The organism is Sorangium sp. So ce117 (assembly GCF_051524395.1).
Classification (GTDB): Bacteria; Myxococcota_A; Polyangia; order Polyangiales; family Polyangiaceae; genus Sorangium; species Sorangium cellulosum_B.
Genome location: NZ_CP150309.1, coordinates 946,486 through 969,876, shown reverse-complemented (window position 1 = coordinate 969,876; position 23,391 = coordinate 946,486). Strand labels below are relative to the sequence as shown.

Sequence of the window (23,391 nt, the reverse complement as noted above, 5' to 3'; positions counted from 1 at the left end):
GACGACGAGGCGGGCAGGGGCGGCACAAATGCGCACTACACTGGGCAGGGGTCAGCCCAGCGAGCACTCCACACGACATGAGGACACAGGAGGAACCTTGGTCGGCCTCCCGGATCCCCAGGGGCTAACCAGGCTCGTCCGGTCGCGCGCAGGGCCCCCCTCCACCCCACCACCGGTCACCAACGTGGTCGTGAACGTTTACGTGAACGTTTACGTGAACGTTTACGTGGTCGTGGTCGTCAACGGCAAGCCGTGAACGACCACGACCACGACCACGACCACGTTCACGACCACGACCACGACCACGACCACGTAAACGTTCAGAGGCAGCAGAACGCGGCGCGAATCTTCGTTAACGCCTAGGCCCGGGTGCCACCCCCGTCATGGTCGCGTAGACGAATCGCACGATTTAAATGTAATTCACATCACAATCGTCAACAAGATCATCATCGAATCGAAACATCTCCTCGCGCAGAATCCCGGGCTCCGGGGGTCGGACGGACTGGCCAGTTGCGATTTCATGGAGACGTGACATTCACAACGCGCGTTCCAGCATAGCGTGAAAGTGGCCGCTGCTGTCTGCTTCGGCCATTCCTTGCAATCGTCTTCGAAGGCCAACAGGTGTCATCGTGCTAAAGTTACCCTTGTTCCCGCGCGCCCTCTCGCGCGCGGGGTATTCTCTTCTTCGGCGTGACCGCGTTCGATGGACGGCGGCCATGGCGCTCGCGACCGCCTGGGGCTGCGGCGGCTCGCCGGAGCTCGGTGAGCTCGGGACCGCCGAGCAGCCCGGCGATCTCGGGACCGCCGAGCTCGCCGCCACCCTCCCGAGCGGGCGCGTGGTCATCAGCCAGGTGTACGGCGGCGGGGGCAACGCTGGGGCCGTCTACACGCACGACTTCATCGAGCTGTTCAATCGGTCGAACGAACCGGTGTCGCTCGCGGGGTGGTCCATCCAGTACGCGAGCGCCAGCGGCACGGGCGCCCTCGGGGCCACGACGACCCAGCTCACGGAGCTGCCCGCGATCACCCTGCAGCCCGGCCAGTACTTCCTCGTGCAGGAGGCCGGGGGCTCGGGCAGCGGCGCGCCGCTTCCCGCCGCCGACCTCGTCGATCCGACCCCCATCAACATGAGCGGCTCGGCCGGCAAGGTCGCCCTCGTCCGGCAGGCCACGGGCCTCGGCTGCAACGGCGGCACCGCGCCCTGCTCGGCGGCCCAGGAGGCGCTGATCGAGGATCTGGTCGGCTTCGGCGGGGCGAGCTACTTCGAGGGCGCCGCGCCGGCGCCGGCGACCGCGAACGCGACGGCGTCGCTCCGGCAGGGCGCTGGCTGCCAGGACACGGGCAGCAACGTCGACGACCTCTCGACCGGGACGCCTACCCCCCGCAACACCTCGACCGCCGCGCTCGAATGCGGCGGCGACACCCCACCGGCGGTGACGTCGACGGCGCCCGGCGACGGCGCGACGGGCGCCGACCCGACCGCGAGCCTGAGCGTGACGTTCAGCGAGGCGGTGGCCGTCGCGGAGGCCTTCGAGCTCTCCTGCGCGGGCAGCGCGCGCCCGATCGCGGTCAGCGGCGGCCCCCTCGCCTTCACGCTCACGCCGGCCGAGCCGCTCCCCCCGAGCGCCGCGTGCCTCCTCGTCGTGCGGGCGAGCGGCGTGCAGGAGCAGGACCCGGGGAGCAACGGGACGATCGACCCCTTGCCCGCCGACGTGTCGGTCTCGTTCACCACGGCGCAGGCGGCGCAGGCGCTCGCGATCCACGACATCCAGGGGCGCGCGCACCTCTCGCCGCGTTCGGGCGCGGTCGTGAAGACGACAGGCCTCGTGGCGACCCTGCGCAGCAACGGCTTCACCGTGGAATCGCCGGCGCCGGACGCCGATCCGGCCACCTCCGAGGGGCTGCTCGTCTTCACCGGCGCCGCGCCGTCGGTGAGGGTCGGCGACCTTGTCGAGCTCACCGGCGAGGTCACGGAGTACCGCGCCGGCTGCGCGGACCCGTGCACGCCCTCCCGCGGCAGCGCGTACCACAACCTGACGGTCACCGAGCTCGCCCGCCCGCAGATCACCGTCCTCTCGAGCGGCCATGCGCTGCCGGCCCCGGTCTCGATCGGCTTCGCGCCCGGCGCGCGCCGCCCCCCGACGCAGATCATCGAGGACGAGGCCAGCGGCAGCGTCGAGGCCGCGAGCGGCTTCGACCCCGAGTCCGACGGCATCGATTTCTGGGAGAGCCTCGAGGGCATGCGGGTGAGCATCAACGCCCCGGCCGTCGTGGGCCCCACCCGCGAGTTCTCGAGCTCCGGGACCGCGGAGATCGCGCTGGTCCCGGGCGACCGCGACGCGGCCACGGGCGACGCGGCCGGCCTGCGCAGCGCGCGCGGGGCCGTCGTCGTCAGCCCAGGCGACTTCAACCCGGAGCGGATCCTGCTCCAGATCCCCCTGCGCGCCTCGCCGCCCGCGCTGGACGTGGGCGCCACGTTCGCCGGGCCCATCGTGGGCACGGTCGACTACAACTTCGCCAACTACAAGCTCCTGCCGGTCGACGAGGCGCTCCCCGCGGCGACCTCGACGCTCTCGCGCGAGGTCACGTCGCTCGGACCGCGGACCGCCGACGACCTCGACGTGGCCGCGTTCAACGTCGAGAACCTCGATCCGGGCGACCCGCAGGACAAGTTCGATCGCCTCGCGCGGATCCTCGTCGAGAACCTCGGCAGCCCCGACCTCGTCGCGCTCGAAGAGGTCCAGGACAACAGCGGACCGACCAACAATGGAGTGGTGGACGCCTCGACCACGTTCGCTCGGCTCATCGCCGCGATCGCGGCCGTGCCGGGCGGGCCCAGCACCTATCAATTCCGCAGCATCGATCCGACCGACGGCACGGACGGCGGGGAGCCCGGCGGCAACATCCGCGTGGGCTTCCTGTTCCGGACCGACCGCGGGCTCGAGTTCGTCGATCGCCCGGGCGCCGGCGCCCTGACGGCGAACGAGGTGCTCGGCGGCGCGGGCGGCGTGTCGCTGCGCTACAGCCCCGGCCGCATCGACCCGGGCAATCCGGCCTTCGCCAGCAGCCGCAAGCCGCTGGCGGGCGAGTTCCGCTGGAACGGACAGCCGCTGTTCGTGGTGGCCAACCACTGGAACTCCAAGGGCGGCGACGAGCCGCTCTACGGGCGCTTCCAGCCCCCGACCCTCTCGAGCGAGGTCCAGCGGCGTCAGCAGGCCACCGTGGTGGCCGGCTTCGTGCGGCAGATCCTCGACAGCGATCCTTCCGCCAACGTCGTGGTCCTGGGCGACCTGAACGACTTCCAGTTCTCGGCGCCGCTCGGCATCCTCAAGGACGCCGGGCTGACGACGCTCATCGAGACGCTCCCGCCGGAGGAGCGCTACACATACGTGTTCGACGGCAATGGCCAGTCGCTCGACCACGTGCTGGTCAGCGCCAACCTGGCCGGGCCGAAGCTCCTTGGCTTCGACGTCGTCCATGTCAATGCGGAGTTCGCCGACCAGGCCAGCGACCACGACCCCGGCGTCGCGCGCTTCCGCGTCGCGCCCGCGCCGGACATGGATGGCGACGGCGTGCCCGACGCGAGCGACAACTGCCCTGCCGAGCCCAACGCCGCTCAAGGCGACTCGGACGGCGACGGCCTCGGCAACGCATGCGACCTCGAGTGCATCAGCGTTCGTCGCGGCGCGTTCGGCGCCGTGCAGGACTCCTTCGTCGAGGGCCCCACGACGGGCTGGGCGTACGGCGCGTATCCCTACCTCATCACCAGCGCGAGCGCGGTCCAGCCGGCGACGGCGGTCCTCGCCTACGATCTGTCGTTCATCCCGGAGGGCTCCAGCGTCATCTCGGCGACGCTATCGCTGTCTTATGCCTGGAAGCCCGCGGGCAGCGTCGTGACCGTGCACCGCGTGAACGGCGCCTGGGAGGAATCGACGCTCCATGGGGGCGGGTTCAGCGGAACCAGCCCTGCCGTCGAGGCCTCCCTCGCCACGCTGGCGCAGACCGACGCGTTCGTCACCGCCGATCTGACGTCCCTCGTGCAGGGCTGGGTCGACGGCGCGCAGCCGAACCACGGTGTCGCGCTGGTCGACGCGAACAACAGGACCGACTTCCGCTCCAGCGAGTATCCCGACGCCGCGCGCAGGCCGAGGCTCGACGTCTGCTATCACGCGGCCGAGTGATCCCCCGGATCGACAGCGCGCGCCGCGATCGACGCCTGCGCGTCCACCGTCGGCGCGACGCGCGCGTCCACGGCCGGGTCCTGCGGATCGCGGCCGGGCGATCCAGCAAAGGCGGCGCGCGCGGGACGTTCCCACGCTGAATCAGGGCGCTTCAAGCTGGCCCCTCGGGCCAGCGCGTCACTTCGCGCCGGCGCGCCGCAGCACCTCGGCGCGCTCGGCGTCGGTCGGCTCGCGCTGGCAGTCCTTCCCGGCGCTCTGCAGGACATCGAGCTGGCGGACGAGATCCTGGGGATCCACGCTCAGGCATCCTTCCTCGAACTCGGAGCACTCGGCGACCGAGAGCGCGGTCCCCGCGACATAGCGGCAATCGGGATCCCCGGGTGGGTACCTCAGGAAGGTGGAGGCATTCGTGAGGAGACACGCCGCGTCCGACGGCGTGTTCGCCTTCTTGCAGCGCGCGGCGGCGATGCGCGCCATCCGGTCCAGCTCGGCCGCAGGATACACGGGAACCCGGGGGCGGGCGGGCTCGGCGCTCGCGGCGCCGGCGGCCCGCGGGCCCGCGGCGGGCTGCGGCGCTCCGGAACACGCGCTGGCGAGGAGCGCGCACGCGCCGGCGAGGACGAGCAAGGACCCCCCAGGCCTCATGGAGCGACAAGTATCATACCCGCTTCATCGCCCGCAACGCAGCGAGGTTCCTCCAGCCCTCGCCGTCGCGCGGTCACGCGGGGACCATGACGATGCGCCGGCCGGCGCGCGCGTGGCTCGAGACGTGAGCAGACGGGGGCGGCGCGACGAGGTAGAACCAGGCGGAGTGAACAGGGAGAGAAACGTGGCCGCCGCGAAGTCCACCCGGAACGATGTACAGGGCGCCTTGGAGCTCGCGGTGTTCGCCGGGGGCCGCGTGACGCGGCACCCGCTGCCGGCCGAGGGCCGGGTGTCGCTCGGGCGGTCGCCGGAGAACGACGTCCCGATCGACGACAGCTCCGTCTCGCGCCGGCACGCGATCATCCACCTCGGCCCGCCCATCGCGATCGAGGACCTCGGGAGCGCGAACGGGACCCGCCTCCGCCGCGAGCGCAGCGTCGGGCCGACGACCAAGCTCCTCGAGCTCCAGCCCGAGGAGGGCAAGACGATGGAGCTCTCGGTCGGGGACGCGGTGAACCTCGGCTCGACGCTGATCGTGATCCTGCCGCGCGAGGGCGCCGCGAGCGCGGCGCCGGGCCAGGGCCAGCCCATCGTGCTCGACCCGGCCATGGAGCGGCTCTACGCGCTGGCCGAGCGCGTGGCCGGCGCGCCGATCTCCGTGATCTTGCTCGGCGAGACGGGCGCCGGCAAGGAGGTGCTGGCCGAGCACATCCACCGGCGCTCGCCGCGCGCGCAGGGGCCCTTCGTGCGGCTCAACTGCGCGGCGCTCTCGGAGTCGCTCCTCGAGAGCGAGCTGTTCGGCCACGAGCGGGGCGCGTTCACGAGCGCGGTCCAGGCGAAGCCGGGCCTCCTGGAGACGGCCGAGAAGGGCACGGTGCTGCTCGACGAGGTGGGCGAGCTGCCGCCCAGCATCCAGGTGAAGCTCCTGCGCGTGCTCGAGGAGCGGAAGGTGATGCGCGTCGGGGGGCTGAGCCCGCGGCCCATCGACGTGCGCTTCGTCTCGGCGACGAACCGCGATCTGGCGGCCGAGGTGAAGCGGGGCGCTTTCCGTGAGGATCTGTTCTTCCGGCTGAACGGCATCGCGCTGACGATCCCGCCGCTCCGGGCGCGGATCGCCGAGATCGCGCCGCTCGCTCGGGCGCTCGCCGACCGGACCGCGGGCGCGCTCGGGCGCTCGGCGCCGGCGTTCGCCCCCGAGACGCTCGCCGCGCTGGAGGCGCACCGCTGGCCCGGCAACATCCGCGAGCTGCGCAACGTCATCGAGCGCGCGGTCGTGCTCTCCGGCGGGGACACGCTGCTCCCGGAGCACCTCCTGCTCGACGCCGCCGCCGCGCTGCCGCCCTCCGAGGCGCGCCCCGCGGCGGCGCCCGTCGAGGCGCGCCCTGCGGCGGCGCCTGCCGAGGCCGCCGCGCCCGCCGGCACCGTCCCCCCGGCCGAGGGCGCCAGCGGCCTGCGGGGAGAACTCGACGCGTTCGAGCGGCGGCGGATCGTCGACGCGCTGGAGCAGTGCGCGGGGAACCAGACGCAGGCCGCGGCGCTCCTCGGCATGCCCCGCCGCACCTTCGTGGCCCGGCTGAGCGCCTACGGCATCCCGCGGCCGCGCAAGGGCAAGGCCACGCGCTGACGCGCGCCGGGGACGCAGGGCCTCACTTCGCGCCGAGAAGCTTCAGCAGCTCTGCCCGCTCGGAGTCGGTCGGCTCGCGGCTGCAGTCCTTGCCGGCGTTCTGCAGGGCCGCGAGCTGGTGGTCGAGATCCTTCGCGTCCACGCTCTGGCAGCCCTCCTCGAAATCGGAGCACTCGGCGACGGAGAGCGCGGTGCCCGACACGTAACGGCAATCCGGGTCCTCGGGCCGGTATTTGAGGAATGGTGTGGCCTCGGTGAGGAGACACGCCGAGTCCGAGGACGCATTCGCCTTCTTGCAACGCGCGGACGCGACGCGAGCCACCCTGCGCAGCTCTTCCAAGGGATAGCGGCGGCTCCGGGGACCGGCAGGGCCCGCCGCGGCGGTGTCGCCGGCCGGGGCCGCCGGCTGAGCGACGGCCGCTACCGGGGCACCGCCCCCCAGGCGCTCCGGCGCCGAGGGCGAGGGCGGCGAAGAGGAGGCGCACCCACAGGCGAGAAGCGCGGCAACTGTGATGAGATGAATTCCCCCAACCTTCATGGGCGACATATATCATACCTCGTCTCGCGCTTTCAATGCAGAGCTCACCCGCCGAGCGCCAATCCCGCGCGTCAAGCACGAACAAATATTTACAGCGTGGGCACCCTTTCGGACGACGAGAGAAGGCCCACACTCGGGAAGGCTGATTGAGGATGCGCGGCGCTCGCGCAAGCGCCGCTCGCGCAGGTCCTGCTCAAGTCGAGCGAGGGTGACCCGACCTGCTGCGCCGCGACGCGAGAGCTCCTCGGATCCTGCATGGATCCTCGTTTCCTCGCGGTGGCACGACGCCTGCTGAAGGCCAATCGCCGCGCGCAGCGCCGCTATCTCGGCAGGAGAGCGCGCAGGCACACCTCGAAGGGAGCTCTATCATGATGCGTGCACTGTTCGCTTCGCTGTCCTTCTCGTTGCTCGCTGGTTGCGCCGTGGCGCCCGCTGGAGAGTCGGCCGCAGAGGAGCTCGCCCCGCCGGACGCGGTCGAGCAGGCGGCGGCCAGCGACGCTGTCGCCTTCTCCGGCTAACATTCCGAGGTTCCACACACGAGACGAGGAGTTCATCAAGCCATGAGCATTGAATCAAGCACGGGCGAGCTGGGTGTCACGCGGGGAGACCTCCTGCCCAAGGGGACGGATGAGCCGGACCGAACGCAGATCCCCATCGACTCGAAGCTCCGCTTCATCGAGACGAGCACCGGGACCCCGCTCCTCCACCTGGCCGTGTCGGGCTTGACGCCCCCCGGCGGATTCACGGCGAAGACCGAGTACTGGTCGAGGCTCGCCCCCTTCAAGTCGAGGGCGATCACCCTGGTCTCGTTCGGGTTCACGAACCGCCCGGGAGCGCCGGATTACCCCAAGGAGTTCCGGGACTGGCTCGTCGGGGGCAGCGTCCTCTCGACGGGCCAGGAGGCGTCGGGGCAGCAGTGGACTCAGGGCGTCTACCAGCCGACCTCCCCGGCCAGCGCGCTCTACTGGGCCGTCGATCCGGACGGGCCGATCGGGCGCCGGATCGGCCTCCTCGTGGAGCTCGGCAGCGCCGGCGAGCTGCGCAACGCGATCTGGTACAAGATGGATCGGCCCCAGAACGGCCTCATCTTCCAGAACACCCCGAGCAAGGTGAACTTCACGCAGGTGTTCGTGGGGGATACGCCGTCGATCGATCCGCACCACATCGACCCTCAGAGCGCCTGGTACTACTACCATGGCGTGATGAGGCCCGCGTGAGCGGCCAGCGCGCTTGACGCCTCGCCCGGGGGCGCCGCCCCAGGCGCGCCCGGGCAGGCCTCCTGCGCTGGGCGGCCGAGCGTCGTGAACCGCTCACCCCGGCGCCGGGCGCGCCAGCCGGAACCCGATCCCCCCGAAGCGATCCCCGGGCTTGCCCGCGAAGCGCCCCGCCGCCCGGCAGAGGTTCGGCGACGTCGACCACGCGCCGCCCCGCGCCGCGCGGAAATCCGCGTCGCCGTCGTCGGCCGGATCGAGCAGCACGACCCCCGCTTCGGTCCGGGCCCCCTCGCGCTTCCACGCGTTGATGCACCAGTCGCGCACGTTGCCCGCCGCGCCCCGCAGGCCATAAGGGCTCTCGTCCTGCGGGAAGTCGTCGACGGGCCGCCGGCCGGCGACGTCCTCGTGGCTGCCCAGCATGCAACCCCAGGTCGGCTCCAGGAAATCACCCCAGGGCATGCACCGGCCGTCGACGCCCCGCGCCGCCTTCTCCCATTCGAGCTCGTTCAGGAGGCGCCACGGCGCGCCCGTCCCGGCGGCGTACCACGCCGCATACCGCATCGCCGCCCGCCAGTGGACGAACGCGACGGGCATCCTCGGCTCCTCCTGGACGTCGGTCTGGATGCACCCGAGCCGGAAGCGCCCGTCGTCTCCCCGCTCGAACCGGAGCGAGTCCGGGCTCGATCCCGAGGCGGCGCGGCCGAGCGAGAGGCGCGGGCAGCACTCGAGGGCCTCGGCTTCCCGCCCGCTCGCGACGAGCGCGTTGAGGAAAGCGAGGTACTCGGCGTTGGTGACCGGGTGCCTCCGGACGATGAAGCCTTCACACCAGAGCCGCGTCCGCGGGAGGCTGTCCCCCGCGTCCGGATCGCCGCCGGCGAGGAACCAGCCGGCCGGCACGTAGAGGTCGTCCTCGCCGAGCTCGCCGAGGCGAAGCAGGCGCACCGGGTGGGCCCCTTCCCCGCCTGGCCGGACGCCGTCCCAGCGCCGCCCGCGCTCGATGAGCGCGGGATACGACGCGTCGTGGTACCCCGGCGCGCGCAGCGTGAGGAGGTAGCTGCCGCGCGGGAGCGCCACATCGAGCAGCGGCGTGGGGCCGAGCTCGCGCGCGAGCTCGGGCACGAGCCTCCGGTCGCGCTCGACGTAGCGGTGGAGGGAGACCTGCGCCCCCGCGGGCACGGTCGCCAGCGTGAGCGCCCCGTCGCCGGCGAGCAGCACCGCGTGGCGCCCGCGGTCGTGCTGCCGGAGGAGCGCCTCGGCGCGCGCCGCGCCCCGCGGATCCCGCGCCTCCTCGGCCTGGGTGAGCTCCTCGGCGTAGTGGTCGGCCAGCGCCTCGTGCGCCTCGCGGAGATCCGGCGCCTCGTTCAGCGCCGAGCGGAGGACCTGCATCCACTCGACCTGGCCGAGCGACGCCTCCCGCTCCAGGCGCTCCGCCTCGTCCTCGAGCCGCCACCCGCGCGCCTTCCGCTCGGCCGGATCGAACGAGCTCAGGCCGTCGAGGATCGCCCGCGCCTCGTCGCGCAGCGCCCGGGCGCGCGCCCGGGTCGCCTCGATCTCCGGCCGGATCGCGCGGGCATGGTCCACGATCGCGAGCGCGCGCTCGCGCCGCCGCGCGCCGTCGAGCCAGCTCCGGACGTCGGCGGCGAGCGCGCCCGCGTCCGGGGTGCGAGCCTCCGGGGCGAGCGCCATCGCGCGGGCGCAGATCGCCGCGAGCTCCGCGGGCACCTCGTGGGGGGCGCTCGCCTCGACCGGACTGAGCCGGCCGGCGAGGAGCGCGCCCCAGACCGCCGCGGGCTGGCCGCCGTAAGGGTGATGCCCGGCGAGGATCTCGTAGAGCACGACGCCGAGCGCGTAGACGTCGCTCGCCGCGCCGAGGCGATCGCCCTCGCCTCGCGCCTGCTCCGGGGCCATGTAGAGCAGCGTGCCCAGCACCTCGCCGGGCTGCGTGAGCGGGGCCGCCTCGATCACGTCCGCCGCGCCCGCGGCCCCGGGCGACCCGCGCAGCGACGCGGAGGGCCGCGCGAGGCCCCAGTCCATCACCAGGACCTCGCCGAACTCGCCGATCATCACGTTGGCGGGCTTGAGGTCGCGGTGCATCACGCCGCGGCTGTGCGCGTACGCCACGGCCTCGCAGACGCGGAGGAACGTGTCGACCGCCCGCCGCAGCGCGACGGGCGAGAGGCTCCCGCCGCCGGCCGCGTACGCCTCGGCGATCACCTCGCCGAGCGTGCGCCCGCGGACCTCCTTCATCGTGAACCACAGCCGCCCGTCGGCGAGCTCGCCGCACTCGTGCACCGGCACGATCCCCGGGTGCTGGAGCGCCGCGGTCAGGCGCGCCTCGGCGAGGAAGCGGGCGCGATCGGGCGTCGCGTCGCGCGTCTCGGACGACTGGATCTTCATCGCGAGCACGCGCCCCAGGATGCGATCGCGCACGCGGCGCACCTCGCCCATGCCGCCGCGCCCGATGCAGCCGAGATCCTCGTAGCGCTCCTCCGCGGACAGGCGCTCGGGGGCCGTGACGGAGATGGGCGGCTGCTCGGGCGCCGTGGCGCCCGGGGTCTCGCGCAGCCTGAACGTGACGTCCGACGCCGCGCCGGCCGGCGGCGCGCCACCTGCCTCGGTCGAGGCGGGCGCGCCGCACGCGGGCTGCGTCAGCGCCATCCGCTCGCGCTCGCTGAGGCTCATGCGTCGTCCACTCCGCGGATCGCGCCGGGGAGCTCCCCAGGGCCGAGGTCCGCGCCGACTCTATCGTCCGGGCGCGCTGGGCTCAACCCGACAGGCGCTGAAAGACCCGATTTTCGCCCCCGTTGAGCCTATCCTCTCGCAGGCGATCGTTCTTCGCAAGACTGGTTCTTCGCGAACGTGGATCCACCTTGTCCGCCCCGCCGCGCCGACCCGGACCCGGGCGCGGCGGCACCCAGGAGGACTCCATGAGCGACGTCACCATCCTCTTCGGAAGACCCCATGTCCCTCAGTTCGCCGAGGATCGCTTCGAGATCGACGTGCTGGCCGCCGAGGAGCTCGGCATCGAGTCGTACGCGATCCCGCTCGATCCCGTCGTGAACGGCGAGCCGGAGCGCGCTTTGCGCCGGCTGCCGAGGCCCCGGCACCGGACGTGGCTCTACCGGGGGTGGATGTTGAGCGAAGAAGAATACACGGGCCTGTACGAGGCCATGCAGGACCGCGGCGAGGAGCTCGTCGTCGATCCGGAGAGCTTCGCCGAGGCGATGTACATGCCCAACTACGTCCCGCTGCTCGGCGACAAGACCGCGCCCACGCGGTGGACCGAGGGCGAAGACATCCGAGAAGCGTGGGAGGCGGCCCTGGAGCTCGGGCCGCCGCCGTGGGTGGTCAAGGACCACGTGAAATCGGTCAAGGAGCTCTGGCATCGTGCGTGCTTCGTGCCCGAGGGCGCCACGTACGATGATTTCGCCGAGGTGTGCGAGAAGATCCTGGAGCTCCGCGGGGACCGCTTCGAGCGGGGGTTCGTCGTGAGAAGATACCTCGACCTGGCGACGCTGCCCGGCTGGGCGCCCGGCCAGCGCCGCGTGACCGACGAGCACCGCCTCGTGTTCTGGGAGGGGCGGCTGGCGGCGCACGCGCCGTATTACGACGTGGACTCGACGCTCGAGCATCCGGGGCAGTTCGCCTATCTCGGCCAGGTCATCGGCTCCCCCTTCTTCACGGCGGACGTGGCCCGGCTCGAGCGCGGCGGGTACACGGTGATCGAGATCAACGACGGCGGCTGTTCGGTCTTCCCCGAGCAGATGGATCCGCGCGACTTCTACGGGGCGGTGCTGGATTGAGGCGCCGGGAGACATGCGCACGTCGATAGGAGCCCTCCCAGGAGAGGAGTTCGACTGACGCGCTTGGCGCGTACCTCGTCCGCGCGTCGTCATGCGACACGACCCAGGTTCGCCTCGCCCTCGTTCCTGCAGCCGTAGAAGTTGCCGAGGCCTTCTCGCCGCTGGCAGGGGCCGCTGAGCCTCACCCCCGGGGTGCCGTGATCAAGGTCCCGCAGTCGGGGCGGCCGCGGGGGCACGGGGGCCTGCTCGCGCGAACATCGGCCATCGCCTCCAGGATGTGGTGACCGCTCAGCTCGATGAGGATCGTCCCCGCGCGATCCGGAGGAGGGAGAGGAAGAAGAACGTGATAAAGCCAAACAGCGCACGCGTCTTGTCGCGCAGAGCCGCTGCCCCCGACACGCGGAACGACAGGAGGAGGTGCGCCACGTCAATCGGCCGGAGCCGCGTCACCCCCTCGCCCACGACGCTCCCGTGCTCGTCATCCCCCTCCTGGATCCGGAAGGGGAGCGCGGCGCCCCTGCTCCACAGCCGCCACCAGGCGAAGGCGCCGAGCGGCCGGAACACCCGGGCGCCCCGCAGCGTGAACCGCCGGCTGTCGTCGCCGTGGAAGGGAAGCACGTAGCGTATCTCCCGCGCTGGGCCGGTCCCTGTGGCGACGAACAGGTTCCAGACGCCTTCCCTGATCGGAGTCTCTCCCGTGGTCAGCCCCCCCACGAACAGCGTCCCCGTCACGAGCCCGGGATGCGCCGGATCCGCGATGAACCTGGCCAGATAGGAGATCGTGATGCGCAGGTGAAGGCGCGCCGGGCGAGGCGCCGCGCGCCGGGCGCCCGCCGCAGACGGGGTGCTCTCCCAGGAGCCGGAGAGGCGCTCTCGGAACGTCAGACCGAGCCCCGGATGCCGCGGCGGCGCCGTCCCTGCGGCGGGTAGAGCGATGGCGGTCAGCGGATCTGCGTAGGGCGCGGCGTGCGCCCGCTCCGGCGGCGTCCAGCCCGGCTGCCCCGTGATCCGGCGGATGATCCGCTCGATGTTCTGCTCGGCCACCGCGGCGATGGTGTGCGAGGGGTTCACGCCGGTCGCCGCCGGCAGGATCGCGCCGTCGAGAACGAAGAGGTTTGGATAGTTGAACACCTCACCAAGCCCGCTGGTGACGCCCTCCTCCTCGCTGTCGCCCATCCGGCACCCGCCGAGGCTGTGGACCGTGATCGGCAGGTGCGCGAACCGCCAGAAAGGCGAGACCGCATAAGCGCCCCCGAGCTGCGCCACGATGTCCTGGGCGAGCCGCTCTTCAACGCTGTAGAGTAGGAGATTCGACGGGACATCCCACCGGATCGACAGCTTTCTGCCCCGCACGAGCTCCAGCCGCCCGTTGGCGATGTCTCTCCCCATGACCAGGAATACCGCGGTTTTCCGCATCTCCTCCGGCGTGACCGCGGGCGGCTCCCGCTCCGAGGCCGCCCGCATGATCTCGTCGAGCGCGGCGCCGGTCGGCGGCGCTGCCGCGGCCGAGAGGGGCCTGTCCAGCGCCGGCGCCGGCCAAGAGCGCCAGTCGATGTGCGGCCTCGCGAGCTTGATGATCGGCCAGAGCTGCCTCGGGAAGCCACCGTCTTCCACCAGGAACCACGCCTGGTCACGGCCGGGACTGCCCGCGTAGACGACGCCCGCGGTGATGGGCGGCCCCCTCTCCGGCTCGAATGGTTCGGCGACATCGAAGCCGAGGGCGAGCAGATCCCCGTTGCCCGAGTACCCCGCGCCGAGCTGCGCGCTGAGCCGCGGCAGCGCGCCCGCCTCCTTGCAACGCAGGAGCAGCTCGGTCGAGCCGAGCGAGCCCGCGCAGACGAAGACGTGCTCGGCCTCCTCGAACAGCTCCTGTCCGCCGCGCCCGCGGTCGCGGTATGCGACGCGGTACCGTGGCCCCCCCGCGCCGGAGAGCGGCTCTATCAGCGTGACCTCGCACTCCGTGCGCATCGTCGCGCCAGCGCGCTCCGCGACCGCGAGATAGTTCATGTCCAGGGTGTTCTTCGCCCGATGGACGCAGCCGATGGTGCACTCGCCGCAGTCGACGCACCCGCGCTGCAACACCCCGAACTTGTTCGGGCGGAGCCCCGGCTCCTCGGAGAAGTTGATCGCCAGCGGCGGATAGAAGAGCTGCTCCTTGCGGCGCAGCCTGGCCAGCGCCTCGGACATCTGCCGCGTCTTCGGGGGCAGTCCCCCCGGCGAGCTGGTGATCGGCTGGATGTCCAGCATATAGGCGACCAGATCGTAATAAGCATCGAGCGCCTCGCGGCTGTAGCCCTTGGGCCACCCGCGCGCGAAGACCTCCGCCGGCGCGCGCAGGTGCACGTTCGCATAGATCAGGGAGCCGCCACCGTAGCCCGCCGATTGCACGACGCGCATTTGATCGACAGGCCGGACGTCGTACAGCCCTCCCGTCTTCCTCCAAAGCAACTGGTCGAGTCGGCCTCTTGGAAACTCGGGGACTTCCTGGTCGTACCGGCGACCACGCTCGAGCACGGTCACCGCAAATCCGGCCTGCGCGAGACGACAGGCAGAGACTGCTCCACCAAACCCCGTCCCGATCACGATCGCTCGATGTCGTCCCATGGCTCCCCCCTGGTTCGATGCTGTTCCATGGCTCCCCCCTGACAGACGCGCTGTCGACCCATAGCCGCGGCCCCGGATGGGGGCGCCGAGGTACGTGCCTCCGTAGCGGAGGTCGTAATATGCCATGTTCCCTGCGCCATCACGCCCCCTGAATAGACGGGCCGCGATCGCCGGCACCGTCCAGAATCGAGCCTAGTGACCGCGGCGCCTCCCCGCCATCGGGGGTGGTGAACGGAGCCAAGCAACAAGATGGAAAAATAACGACGATCTCCGGTTCTCCATAGGAGCCATTCTGGACCTCTGGACCGACAAACGTGTTGAAGCCGCCCCGCAGGCTGTGCAGCGAGGGCGGCGCCTCGTATAGAGCATCAGTAGGAGTTGATGTCGTTTGACCAATCGAGCCGCGACGGCACTCGCGGACGGGGCCGCCGTTGACCGGCGAGCGCTGGACGCCGGCCCGCCGGGGTGCGTCCAAGGCGATGGGCGCCGGCAGCCTAGCTGCGCAGCGCGGCCGTGGCCTGGGGCCGAAGCGCGGCGGGGCGCGGGCGCTTGGCCATCTCGGCCTTCTTCGGCACGGACGGCCTCGCGTCGGCTCTCCAGGGCTGGAACCGCTCGTCCTTCCACATCACGAGGCCGCCCGACAGGGGCGCCTCGGGACCCGCGTCGTCCTCGGACCGCAACCAGACGAGCGGCCGCGCCTCGAAGACGGGCTGCGTGCATGCGATGTCCTCGAACGCCGCGGACCAGGAGCCGGTGTTCCCGAAGAACACCCCGCCTTCCCAGCTCCCCTCCGGGTTGTGGGTGTGCCCGAAGATCACGGCCTTGGCGCCGTGCGCCCTGGCCACGGACCGCGCCGCCTGGTTCACGCCCTGCCAGACCGCGTCGAGCGTGGGCTTCGGCACCGCGCACTCGTACGCGACGAGGAGCGTCGGCGCGAGCAGCGCCGCCGCCGCGAGCCCCCCGGGCATCCAGCACAGGCACGCGAGCGCCGCGAGGATCCCGACCGCCGCGAGCCCGAGGCGATCCAGCCAGAGCTCGCGCGCCACGCGGCCGAGGCAGTCCTCGGCCGGCCGCGCGAACAGCCGCGCGTGCTTGACCACCGCCGGGAAAGGTGCGCCCGTCTCGCGGGCGGCCGCGGCGAGGTCCGCACGCCGGAGCGCCCGGCGGCTCGGGTCGCGCCGGCGCACGAGCTCGATCATCGTGCGCAGCGCGCCCACGCCGAAGGCGAGCACGAGGGAGCGGCCAGAGAACAGGTAGTACCGCGTCCAGTGAGAGAGATAGCCGAAGCCGGAGAGCATGAACGACGAGTCGACGTGCGGGTTGAAGTACCCCATGCGCGACACGAGCAGGCGGCTCACGAGCGAGCCCATCGTCGGCTGGATCTCCCCCGGATTCCGGCCGAACGGCGCCATCGGGTAGCGATAACAGCAGTACGAGTCGTACTGATTGCCGTGCTCGACGATGACGCCGTCGTGCGTGCGGTGGAACCAGGCGCGGAAGGCCACCCGCGCCGCGAGCGCCGCGCGGAGCGCCTCGGTCGATCCCGCCGGAAGGCCGCCGTCCCGGGTGGCGAGCTCGTGCATGGCCGCGTCCACGACGCTCCGCTGCACCGCCTCGCGCACCTCGGGCAGCGTGAGCTGGATGTCGTGGTTGCCCGCCACGAAGACCGCGGTGTGCCCGTCCGCGACGATCCGGCCGACGGCCGCGACGAACACGGGGTGATCGCGCAGGATGGCCTCCATCGCCGGCACGGCGTGCTCGGCGGTGCGCGGCAGGTCGTGGACCACGCTCTCGTTGCCGATCACCCGAGGCGCATCCAGGTCGAAGATGTCGCCGTTCAGGACCAGCGTCAGCTCGTCGCGCCCCGCGCCGAGCCCCCCGGAGCCGCCCGCCCCCTTCCGGACCTCTCCCCGGAGCGCGTCGAGCATCGCCGCGATCTCCCCGTCCGGGGAGTACGGCGCCTGCCGATAGCGCATCCAGAGACCGTCGGTCGGCTCGAGCTCACATAGATGGATGTCTGAGATAGCCACCGTGTGATGCATCGGCGGGAAAACTGACATGAGCACGTCTCCACGCCAGCCACAGGACCGTCAAGACTTGGTGTCACCGGGCGTGGAGAGCGCCCTGCTGCAGTGCGCCCGGAGCGTGATCCAACGCGCAATCACGCTCAGCACACCTGTTCGCCACGGTGCATTCCCGTGAATGTCGCGCGCCTGCCACGAGCGAACTCGAAACGATCGAGCACGAAGCGCATTGAGCTCTCGGCTCCTGGATTCTCACCGAGAGAGCAATCGACCGAGCGGCCCCTCTGGTTGGGGCTCAGTCGCGCCGGAACACATGATGTTGTGGTCCGTCCGGACGCGGCGAAGCCCTGGCGAGGTCGACGAGCGGCCCCATCTTTCCTGGGCGGTCGCCGGCGCGATGTTCCGTCCGGGGGCGCGCGAGCTGTGGGGGCGCCGGCCTCTGGTACGATGCACACTGGCGGAGCGAGGTGGACGCAAACCATACTGGGTGGACGGACTGTTGAGCCCGTGTGGTGTTCCGCGGGGGGAGCTCCGCGACAGAGAGGTGACCATGTCGACCCATTTCATCGACGGCAGCTGGGCGACCGGCGCGGGCGAGCCGTTCGCGAGCCGGAACCCCGTGACGCAGGCGGTCGTCTTCGAGGGGCGCGCCGCGAGCGAGGAGCAGGTCGACGCGGCCGTGACGGCGGCGCGCGGCGCGTTCGCTGCGTGGCGCGATCGCGGCCTGGAGGAGCGGGCGGCGCTGGTGAAGCGGTTCGCCGGTCTCCTGGCCGAGCACAAGGCCCGGCTCGCGGACGTGATCGGGCTGGAGACGGGCAAGCCGCGCTGGGAGGCGCTCACCGAGGTCCAGACGATGATCGGCAAGATCGACGTATCGCTGATGGCCTGGCGCGAGCGGACGGGCGAGCGTCAGGCCGAGGCGGGCGACGCGATGGCCGTGGTGCGTCACCGGCCGCACGGCGTGGTCGCTGTGCTCGGGCCCTACAACTTCCCGGGGCACCTGCCGAACGGCCACATCGTCCCGGCCCTGATCGCCGGCAATTGCGTGGTGTTCAAGCCGTCGGAGCTCACGCCGAGGGTCGCGGAGGAGACCGCGCGGCTCTGGGAGGAGGCGGGGATCCCGGCCGGGGTGCTCAACCTGGTCCAGGGGGGGAGGCGCACCGGCGTCGCGCTCGCCGGTCACCCGGGCATCGACGGCCTCTTCTTCACGGGCAGCTCCGGCACGGGCAACGCGCTGCACCGGCAGCTGGCGGGCCAACCGGAGAAGATCCTCGCCCTGGAGATGGGCGGCAACAACCCGCTCATCGTGCAGGACGTCGCGAACACCGAGGCGGCGATCCACCATATCCTTCAGTCGTCCTTCATCTCGGCGGGCCAGCGGTGTACGTGCGCGCGGCGGCTGCTCGTGCCCGCGACACCGGAGGGCGACGCGCTGTTGGCGCGCCTGGTCGACGCGGCGTCCCGGCTCAAGGTGGGCAGGTACGACGACGCGGAGCAGCCCTTCACGGGCGCGGTGATCTCGCTCGCGGCGGCGGATCGGCTGCTCGCGGCGCAGGCACGGCTGGTCTCGCTCGGCGGCGAGGTGCTGCTGGAGATGCGCCGGCTCGAGGAGGGAACCGCGCTGCTCTCGCCCGGTATCCTCGATGTGTCGGCGATCAAGGAGCTACCGGACGAGGAGCATTTCGGGCCGCTCGTGCAGGTGCAGCGCTACGGGAGCTTCGATGAGGCGCTCTCGCTGGCCAACCGCACACGTTATGGGCTCGCGGCCGGGTTGATCTCGGATCGCAGGGAGCTCTATGAGCGGTTCTGGCGGGAATCGCGGGCGGGGATCGTCAACTGGAACAAACCGCTGACGGGGGCGTCGAGCGCCGCGCCGTTCGGGGGGGTCGGGAGCAGCGGGAACCACCGGCCAAGCGCGTATTACGCGGCGGACTACTGCGCATATCCGGTCGCGGGGCTGGAGGCGGCGGCGGTGGCGCTGCCTGGACAGCTGGCGCCGGGGATGCGGCTCAACAGCTAGAGCCAGGGGGCAACGGCCGCCGGGGAGAGGGGAGGGGGCGCGCGGGGGCGAGGGGGGCCCTTCCCGCGGACTCGCGCCTTGTGGTGGCTATGGCCGGCTGCGCGGGAGAGGGAGATCTGGGGGCGACTGGCTGCGATGCGGGCCGGCGCTCGGATCCGCGGGGCCCTTCCCCCTCGCCCCCGCACGCCCCCTCCCCTCTCCCCGGCGGCTCCAGGGTGGAACCAGGCGGGTTGGAGAACGGGTTGACGGGGGTCAGGAGGCGGAGCTCTGCGGGCCTAGCTCTACCGGGAGGACGGTGAGGCCGCGCATGCCGGGGCTCATGCGCCAGGTCAGCGGCCCAGGGGAGAGCTCGGCGTCGGGGAAACGGCGCAGGAACGTGGAGATGACTGCCTGGGCCTCGACCCGGGCGAGCGCGGAGCCGGCACAGTAATGGACGCCCACGCCGAGCGAGATGTGACGGATGTCGGTGCGGCGGAAGTCGAGCTTGTCGGGGTCGGGGAACTGCGCGGGATCGCGGTTCGCCGCGCCGAGCACCAGGAAGGCACGATCACCCTTCGGGATCCGCACGCCGTCGAGCTCGATGTCGTCGAGCGCGACGCGGCTCATCCACTGCACCGGAGAGTCGTACCGGAGCAGCTCCTCCACCGCCGGGCCGATCAGCGACGGGGTATCGCGCAGCGCTTCGCGCTCGGAACGGTGGAGAAGGAGCGCGAGCAGGCCATTGCCGATGAGGTTCTTCGTCGTCTCGTGGCCGCCGAAGAGGAGCATGCAACACGTCGAGAGCAGCTCCTGCTCGCCGAGGATCATGCCCTGCTCCTCCGCGAGGATGAGCTGGCTGAGCAGGTCGTTGCCGGGGCTCTGCCGCCGGGCCGCGATCACGCCGCGGAAATAGTCCTCCAGCTCGGCCACGGCGCTCAGCGCGCCCCCCGCGATCTCCAGCGTCGGCCGGCCCGCGCCAAGGAAGCCGCTGAGCGCGTTGGACCAGCCCTTCAGCCGGTGCCGATCCTCGGCGGGTACACCGAGCACCTCGCCGATCACGAGCAGAGGCAAGAGGTCGCCGAGATCGCGGAGGACGTCCATCCGGCCCGTCGGGGCGACCGCGTCGAGCAGCTCGTTGACCAGCGTCTCCACCCGGGAACGCAACCCCTCGACGAGCCGCGGCACGAACGCCTTGTTGATCAGCGAGCGGATGCGCGTGTGCTCCGGCGGATCGAGCAGCAGGGCCCACGACGCCAGGTTGCGGCGCAACGGCTCCAGCCGCTGCCGCACCTCCTCAGGCAGCTTCGTCACGAAGGCGCTGGAGCGCTTCGCGGACAGGCGCGGGTCACGAAAGCCCGCCGCGACCTGGTCGTAGCGGGTGATGAGCCAGCCGTTGTAAGCCGCGCTGAAGTACACGGGCGCTTCCTGGCGCAACCTGGCGTACACGGGGTACGGGTTCGCGAGGGTCTCCGGCGACTGGAGGCGAAACGGATCGAGATCAGCGTCCGCCGCTGGATTGGCCGCGGGCGGTGCGTCGGGCTTCGGTGCGTCGGGCGAGTTCATCGGGCCAGGGTACGACGGTCACGCCCGCTTGGGAACCGGCGCGACCCACGCCCGCGCAGGCCCGCCCCAGGCCGGCCTCCCCGCCAGCGCACGGGCGCGCGGCCGCCCTTGGCTACAGCGGCTTCCGCCCCCCTCTGCACCATCCAGAGCCGCAGCAGAGCGGCGGTCTCCCGCACAGGAGACGGGCCCAGATCGGCGTTTTCGGCGCGCAAGCGCACTCCGGTGCGCTGAGCACCGAAAACGTCGAGGTGGGCCCGTATCCGAAGCGGGTGACCGTCGCTCTAGGCCCAGAGCTTGATTCCGCCGAGCAGGCCAGCGACGTTGTCCACCACGACGGCGTTCTCGGGCAGCTTCGAGGCATCGAGCAGGCGCGCGTTGCCGCCGCCGAGGTAGAGCTTGCGGTAATTGAAGATCGGCTCGAGCTGCTCGATCATCTTGCGCACGCGCTTGTTCCAGCGCTTCGGGCCGATGCGCTTGCACTCGGCGTCAAACACGCGGTCCTCGTACTTCAGGTCCCTCTTTCCGTACGGATGGTGCCCGAGCTCGAGGTTCGGCACGTAGCGGCCGTCGATGTACAGCGCGCAGCCGAGCCCCGTGCCGAAGGTGAGCACCATCTCGAGCCCCCTGCCCTCGATGACGGCGAGCCCCTGGATGCCCGCGTCGTTGGCGACGCGGACAGGCTTGCCGAGGCGGCGCTCGACGGCCTCGCCGAGCGGGTAGCCCTTCCACTTCTCGTTGTCGAGGTGCGGCGCCGTCTTGGTCACGTTCTCCATCACCACCCCGGGGAAGCCGATCGAGACGCGATCGAACTCCCCCTGCACCCTGGCGATCTCCTCGATGAGGTCAAGGATGGGGTCCGGCGAGGCCGGCTGGGGCGTCGGCACGCGCACGGGATCCGTCATCGGAGTCCCCTGCTCGTCGAGGATGGTGGCCTTGATCCCCGTTCCGCCGATATCGATACAAAGCGTGCGCATTGGATCCCTCTGTCTCCCCCCGGAGCTCTTCCTCCGGGGCCGCCGCGGATGCGCCCACGCGCCCGCGTTCGCGGCGGACATAATCTAGAGCTCTGGCTGCGCGTCAACTGGCGCCGCGACGCCGCACGCCTGAGCGGGCGACCACGCCCCCTGCGCCCGCCCTCCCGCGCACACTCCGCCCGGCGCCGACCAGCGCGCACCCCGCCCCTCGGTGCCCGGCCGCCGCGCCGCCCGCCCCCGGGCGACGCTCAAGGCGAGCCGCAAGCGTCGCACGCGACGCTCGGCGGCGGCGCACCGTTTGCGAGCCCGTCGAGCCATTGCACGAGGCGCGATCCGCGCGACTCGAGGGTGTAAAATTCCGGCCGCCAGAGGATGCAGTGCGCGGAGCCGGCGGCAAGGAACGACCTGAAGTTCGGCGTCGACGCCTCGATCTCGGCGATCTCTGCCCTCATGGCGTCTGACCACGCCTGGGCGCCGCCGCCACCCATCGCGTTGAAGAAGAAGACCTGGTCCTCATCATAGGCGGTGTTGTACTGCGACAGGCGCATGTCCGGGTAATGGGCGCCGATCTTCTCGTAGAGCACCGACAGCCGCGCGAGCTCGGCCGGGTCGAGGCCAGGTATCCATGTGGGGTAAGCGCCCTCGGGCTTCCAGGAAGGAAGGCTGTCGCTGAAGAACGTCTCCGTGATGATCCCTGCCCCGCTGTCGGCGAACTCGATGACCGACGCTCCCTTGTAGTGCTCTCGCAGGTGCGCGGACCAGAGGATGGCGCCATACGCGCCCGCGCTGCAGCCCGTCACGAAGATCTTCTCTGGCGCGGGGACGTTCTCGTAGATCCAGTCGAGCGCCGCGCGAACGTTGACGGCGCCCTTGTGCTGGATGGTGACGGCCTGGCTCCCCTCCCCATACGTGGCCACGTTGTCGCCCCAGTGGACGTCCCCGGTGCAATAGGGGATGTACACATGGTGCCACTCCTTGAAGGGGTTGTCCGGGTTCTCATGATCGTAGATCCCGGTCGTCAGGGCGTCCTCACCGACCGTCTCCTGGAAGAGCGATCCCGCGAACGAGCACGTGGTCGCGTCCCAGCACGCGCCGCCGCCACGGAACTCGACGATGAGGCGATTGACGGTGCCCGGACGGACGAAGTACTTGAACGGATCACCGCGCGAGCACGTCGTCTCGCCGCCCGGCTCGATGGAGTTCCAGCCGGACGGCAGGCTCAGGATCCCGCCCCGCGGCTCGCGGCTCGGGTCTTCGTGCTCGGCGGACGTGCCGCCACAGCCGAGGACAGCGAGCGGGCAGAGCAGGAGTTGAACCGGAAGGGGCGGAACGATCGTGAATCGCATGGAGGGCAGAGAATACCACTCCATGACGCACGGGCATCACCCGCCGGTGACGGCCCGCTCGTGCCCTCGCGTCATGGCACAGGGGCGTGCTCTGCCCACAGCTGCGCCGCGGCCTCGCCGACCGCGCGGCGGATCGACCCCTCGTCGAGGCGGGCGCGGTCGCGCGGCGCGAGGGCGGCGCAGATGCCGAGCGCGACGAGGTAGAGGGCGCCGATGAGGCCGATCCAGCGCAGGCCGGACGCACCCAGGCGTGAGATGATCTCGATGGGCACGATCTGCGCGCGGATCTGGACGGCCCCGATCACGAGCACGGCGCGGTCGCCTTCCTGGAGCTCGATGTCGGCCGGGCCCGTCAACAGGCGCGCGAGCCCGTCGGCGCCGTGGAGGCGCGCCCGCGTCCGCCGCGGGACGTGCAGCACGTAGCGGGCGCCGATCACCTCCGCGATGACCGGAGCCGCTCTATCGAGCTCCCTCGACGGCACGCGCACGATGGACGCGGGCGTGTCTCCGATGTGCGCGCGCCCCTCCGCGAGCACGTGGCGGACGCCGAGCACGTCTTTGCCTCGGACGGCGACGAGCTCCAGCGCGCGCCGCGCAGAGGTGCTCGCCGCGGGCGGCCGCGACCTCCGGTCGCTGATGGGTTCGGCCGCCGACGCCTCATTAGGCCCTTTCGCCATACTCTCCAGCCCCCTTCGTCGGCCATCGGCAGGGCTCGACTCGACATGTCACCTGAAGACCCTGCCCCCCGCGGCGCCGCCCCGCGCGCTTCCGCATCACTCCCCTTCCCTGGCTCTCTGGCATGGAGCGTTCCGTGGCCGAGCGCGCAGGGACGTGGCGGCCCGACGGTCCGCGCCGGCGCGTGAGGCTCCGGAGGAC

The 23,391-nt window shown here is 71.5% G+C and carries 16 protein-coding genes; 7 read left to right on the top strand and 9 right to left on the bottom strand.

Features of this window, described 5'->3' with window-relative positions; all coding sequences use genetic code 11:
• The first annotated feature begins 97 nt into the window (after window positions 1-97).
• Window positions 98-256, top strand: a complete 159-nt coding sequence (locus WMF46_RS03665) for a hypothetical protein (protein WP_437984318.1) — start codon at window positions 98-100, stop codon at window positions 254-256.
• Between the two features lie 460 nt (window positions 257-716).
• Window positions 717-4,181, top strand: coding sequence for a DNRLRE domain-containing protein (locus tag WMF46_RS03660; RefSeq protein WP_437984317.1), 3,465 nt, complete (start codon window positions 717-719; stop codon window positions 4,179-4,181).
• Between the two features lie 177 nt (window positions 4,182-4,358).
• On the opposite strand, the gene WMF46_RS03655 is transcribed toward WMF46_RS03660, so the two are convergent.
• Complete coding sequence (locus WMF46_RS03655) at window positions 4,359-4,826, bottom strand: hypothetical protein (RefSeq protein WP_437976437.1); 468 nt, start codon at window positions 4,824-4,826, stop codon at window positions 4,359-4,361.
• Between the two features lie 166 nt (window positions 4,827-4,992).
• Here WMF46_RS03655 and WMF46_RS03650 point away from each other — a divergent pair, with 166 nt between their 5' ends.
• Window positions 4,993-6,450, top strand: coding sequence for a sigma 54-interacting transcriptional regulator (locus WMF46_RS03650; RefSeq protein ID WP_437984316.1), 1,458 nt, complete (start codon window positions 4,993-4,995; stop codon window positions 6,448-6,450).
• A gap of 22 nt (window positions 6,451-6,472) precedes the next feature.
• Here the strand turns inward: WMF46_RS03650 and WMF46_RS03645 are convergent, their stop codons facing one another.
• On the bottom strand, window positions 6,473-6,772 hold the full coding sequence (locus tag WMF46_RS03645; RefSeq protein ID WP_437984315.1) for a hypothetical protein: 300 nt from the start codon (window positions 6,770-6,772) through the stop codon (window positions 6,473-6,475).
• A 584-nt stretch (window positions 6,773-7,356) separates the two neighbouring features.
• Between WMF46_RS03645 and WMF46_RS03640 the strand changes: the two genes are divergently transcribed.
• Together WMF46_RS03640 and WMF46_RS03635 are read left to right on the top strand one after the other, a co-directional pair.
• Window positions 7,357-7,506, top strand: coding sequence for a hypothetical protein (locus WMF46_RS03640; protein ID WP_437907009.1), 150 nt, complete (start codon window positions 7,357-7,359; stop codon window positions 7,504-7,506).
• A 42-nt stretch (window positions 7,507-7,548) separates the two neighbouring features.
• Complete coding sequence (locus WMF46_RS03635) at window positions 7,549-8,205, top strand: hypothetical protein (RefSeq protein ID WP_437984314.1); 657 nt, start codon at window positions 7,549-7,551, stop codon at window positions 8,203-8,205.
• A 93-nt stretch (window positions 8,206-8,298) separates the two neighbouring features.
• On the opposite strand, the gene WMF46_RS03630 is transcribed toward WMF46_RS03635, so the two are convergent.
• Window positions 8,299-10,884 (bottom strand): SUMF1/EgtB/PvdO family nonheme iron enzyme, encoded by a 2,586-nt coding sequence (locus WMF46_RS03630; protein WP_437984313.1) that lies wholly within the window; start codon window positions 10,882-10,884, stop codon window positions 8,299-8,301.
• Window positions 10,885-11,129: 245 nt separating this feature from the next.
• On the opposite strand from WMF46_RS03630, the gene WMF46_RS03625 reads away from it, so the two are divergent.
• Window positions 11,130-12,005 (top strand): ATP-grasp domain-containing protein, encoded by an 876-nt coding sequence (locus tag WMF46_RS03625; RefSeq protein ID WP_437984312.1) that lies wholly within the window; start codon window positions 11,130-11,132, stop codon window positions 12,003-12,005.
• 288 nt (window positions 12,006-12,293) lie between these two features.
• On the opposite strand, the gene WMF46_RS03620 is transcribed toward WMF46_RS03625, so the two are convergent.
• Window positions 12,294-14,609 (bottom strand): FAD-dependent oxidoreductase, encoded by a 2,316-nt coding sequence (locus WMF46_RS03620; RefSeq protein WP_437984311.1) that lies wholly within the window; start codon window positions 14,607-14,609, stop codon window positions 12,294-12,296.
• Window positions 14,610-15,103: 494 nt separating this feature from the next.
• The gene (locus WMF46_RS03615; protein WP_437984310.1) at window positions 15,104-16,639 is read right to left on the bottom strand and encodes a hypothetical protein; all 1,536 of its coding nucleotides are present in this window, start codon (window positions 16,637-16,639) and stop codon (window positions 15,104-15,106) included.
• 544 nt (window positions 16,640-17,183) lie between these two features.
• Here WMF46_RS03615 and astD point away from each other — a divergent pair.
• The gene (gene astD, locus WMF46_RS03610) at window positions 17,184-18,653 is read left to right on the top strand and encodes a succinylglutamate-semialdehyde dehydrogenase (protein ID WP_437984309.1); all 1,470 of its coding nucleotides are present in this window, start codon (window positions 17,184-17,186) and stop codon (window positions 18,651-18,653) included.
• Window positions 18,654-18,905: 252 nt separating this feature from the next.
• Here astD and WMF46_RS03605 read toward each other — a convergent pair whose 3' ends face one another.
• The 4 genes from WMF46_RS03605 to WMF46_RS03590 form a co-directional block, all read right to left on the bottom strand.
• A complete protein-coding gene (locus WMF46_RS03605) occupies window positions 18,906-20,195 on the bottom strand; it encodes a cytochrome P450 (RefSeq protein ID WP_437984308.1) in 1,290 nt (429 codons plus the stop codon).
• Between the two features lie 281 nt (window positions 20,196-20,476).
• The gene (locus WMF46_RS03600) at window positions 20,477-21,169 is read right to left on the bottom strand and encodes an ROK family protein (protein WP_437984307.1); all 693 of its coding nucleotides are present in this window, start codon (window positions 21,167-21,169) and stop codon (window positions 20,477-20,479) included.
• Between the two features lie 248 nt (window positions 21,170-21,417).
• Window positions 21,418-22,515 carry a pectin acetylesterase-family hydrolase gene (locus tag WMF46_RS03595; protein ID WP_437984306.1) on the bottom strand — a complete coding sequence of 366 codons (1,098 nt, stop codon included), beginning with the start codon at window positions 22,513-22,515 and terminating at the stop codon, window positions 21,418-21,420.
• A 71-nt stretch (window positions 22,516-22,586) separates the two neighbouring features.
• Window positions 22,587-23,192: a hypothetical protein gene (locus tag WMF46_RS03590; protein WP_437984305.1), complete on the bottom strand. Its 606-nt coding sequence runs from the start codon at window positions 23,190-23,192 to the stop codon at window positions 22,587-22,589.
• Between the last annotated feature and the right edge of the window lie 199 nt (window positions 23,193-23,391).

What these genes read in the sequence shown, in the direction of transcription:
- WMF46_RS03605 (WP_437984308.1), bottom strand. Translation starts at nt 20,195, where the DNA reads ATGAACTCGCCCGACGCACCGAAGCCCGACGCACCGCCCGCGGCCAAT.
- WMF46_RS03590 (WP_437984305.1), bottom strand. Translation starts at nt 23,192, where the DNA reads ATGGCGAAAGGGCCTAATGAGGCGTCGGCGGCCGAACCCATCAGCGAC.
- WMF46_RS03595 (WP_437984306.1), bottom strand. Translation starts at nt 22,515, where the DNA reads ATGCGATTCACGATCGTTCCGCCCCTTCCGGTTCAACTCCTGCTCTGC.
- WMF46_RS03620 (WP_437984311.1), bottom strand. Translation starts at nt 14,609, where the DNA reads ATGGGACGACATCGAGCGATCGTGATCGGGACGGGGTTTGGTGGAGCA.
- WMF46_RS03635 (WP_437984314.1), top strand. Translation starts at nt 7,549, where the DNA reads ATGAGCATTGAATCAAGCACGGGCGAGCTGGGTGTCACGCGGGGAGAC.
- WMF46_RS03660 (WP_437984317.1), top strand. Translation starts at nt 717, where the DNA reads ATGGCGCTCGCGACCGCCTGGGGCTGCGGCGGCTCGCCGGAGCTCGGT.
- WMF46_RS03625 (WP_437984312.1), top strand. Translation starts at nt 11,130, where the DNA reads ATGAGCGACGTCACCATCCTCTTCGGAAGACCCCATGTCCCTCAGTTC.
- WMF46_RS03655 (WP_437976437.1), bottom strand. Translation starts at nt 4,826, where the DNA reads ATGAGGCCTGGGGGGTCCTTGCTCGTCCTCGCCGGCGCGTGCGCGCTC.
- astD (WP_437984309.1), top strand. Translation starts at nt 17,184, where the DNA reads ATGTCGACCCATTTCATCGACGGCAGCTGGGCGACCGGCGCGGGCGAG.
- WMF46_RS03640 (WP_437907009.1), top strand. Translation starts at nt 7,357, where the DNA reads ATGATGCGTGCACTGTTCGCTTCGCTGTCCTTCTCGTTGCTCGCTGGT.
- WMF46_RS03600 (WP_437984307.1), bottom strand. Translation starts at nt 21,169, where the DNA reads ATGCGCACGCTTTGTATCGATATCGGCGGAACGGGGATCAAGGCCACC.
- WMF46_RS03630 (WP_437984313.1), bottom strand. Translation starts at nt 10,884, where the DNA reads ATGAGCCTCAGCGAGCGCGAGCGGATGGCGCTGACGCAGCCCGCGTGC.